The sequence below is a fragment of the Vibrio sp. genome (assembly GCF_984391705.1).
This window is the reverse complement of record NZ_CFHWOM010000157.1, coordinates 1-1459: the sequence shown is the minus strand read 5'-3', so window position 1 is coordinate 1459 and position 1459 is coordinate 1. Positions and strand designations below refer to the sequence as shown.

The following is a 1459-nucleotide window of genomic DNA, read 5'->3' as shown; positions in this document are numbered from 1 at the left end:
GAGAAACGAGAAACGAGAAACGAGAAACGAAGTAGAAGAGGGCATTATTTTACTCTCATCAGTCGATGTTTGACTGAGCCCAAATCAAACTCAATAACCTGAGACCGCTTCATTGATTCTACTTTGGTGAGCATGGAATCTTTATAGCCTTTCTTTTTCATCCACTGTAACGACTCAGAGAAGCTGTCCTCATTGACCACATAAGATTCTCCTTTGTGTTCACCAGTGTAGACATTTACTACCCATACTCGAGCATGGAAATCCAATACATCACCGATCGCCTGTTTGATCTTATCTAAAATTTTCTTCATAACTCGGACTTTCTATCGAAAACGCTTTCCTTAGCTCATCAACAGCCAAACACCCACACCCATCATCAAGGTGCCAGCAATACGGTTCATCAAGCGGACGTTTTTTGATTGCCCCAGTAAACGCTTCAAGCCTTTGCCACCTGTGGCGTAAAGCGACATACAAATGAACTCGAACATCAGAATAATCGAAACAAGTACGATCAGCTGAGGCGCAAGAGCGGCATTTTGATTGATAAAAGGCGGCAGAAGGGAAATCATAAACGCCCAACCTTTAGGGTTGGCGATTGCGGTGACAAAGCCCTGTAAAACCAAATCCCAGTTGCCACTGGTCGGAACATCAACATTCTCAACGTTGATGGCGAGTTTGCCTCGTGAGCGCCACATTTCGATACCTAAATAGAGAAGGTAGCTACCACCAATTAATTTAAGGGCGGTAAATAACCAAGGATAATTCAGCATTATTGCAGCGATGCCCAATACCGCAGAGACAGACACCAGTGCCACGCCAACCAGTTCACCAGCCATCATCCATAGGGTTCGGCGATACCCAATACTCATTCCTAATGTGAGAGCAAGGGTCATACACATCCCAGGCGTGATCGAAACAAAGAAGAAGGTAGGAATGAACATGGTTAGTAAAGCGGCATTCATGAATATTGATGATTATGTAATTTAGGAGTTAGGGCTCAAAGATAGTGCAAAGTGACGTTCAATGCCACCTTTAAAGAAAATAGTCATGGGTAGTATAGGGCTAACATTCAGCTATTTAATAAAATCTAAATAGCAATTAAATGCGTGCGACATATAAGTGCGCCTTTGCACCAAATAATGGCAAGAATGGATTAGTCTCTGTGTTTCTATTTATAAAATCGAATCATATTTTTGGTGTTTATTGTTAATTAAATAGATTTCTTTTTTATCAGTAAAGGTCAAAGTTGAACTCGCTATTCCTAATTTATTTATAGGTAAGTAAATGATATATTTAACATTTGGTAGTATAAGCTTTGAAGGTATTTATCTAATGATTTGATTGAGATTTATTAGTTAAGTAAAGAAAGATGATCTTAAACTACTTGCAAATGTAACGTAGATGAAAAATCACCTAAGTGATTGAATATATGATGGTTTACATTTTAACTTAGTAATCT

Annotated in this window: 2 protein-coding genes; both read right to left on the bottom strand. The window is 39.1% G+C overall.

All coding sequences use genetic code 11. The annotated features are described in order from the left end of the window. Window positions 1–44 precede the first annotated feature (44 nt). Window positions 45–311, bottom strand: coding sequence for a hypothetical protein (locus tag AC4MRV_RS22105; RefSeq protein WP_491189414.1), 267 nt, complete (start codon window positions 309–311; stop codon window positions 45–47). Window positions 312–341: 30 nt separating this feature from the next. Beyond that, a complete protein-coding gene (locus tag AC4MRV_RS22100) occupies window positions 342–962 on the bottom strand; it encodes a LysE family translocator (RefSeq protein WP_491189413.1) in 621 nt (206 codons plus the stop codon). Window positions 963–1459 lie beyond the last annotated feature (497 nt).

Coding starts and splice junctions, on each gene's coding strand:
- AC4MRV_RS22105 (WP_491189414.1), bottom strand. CDS start 311: ATGAAGAAAATTTTAGATAAGATCAAACAGGCGATCGGTGATGTATTG.
- AC4MRV_RS22100 (WP_491189413.1), bottom strand. CDS start 962: ATGAATGCCGCTTTACTAACCATGTTCATTCCTACCTTCTTCTTTGTT.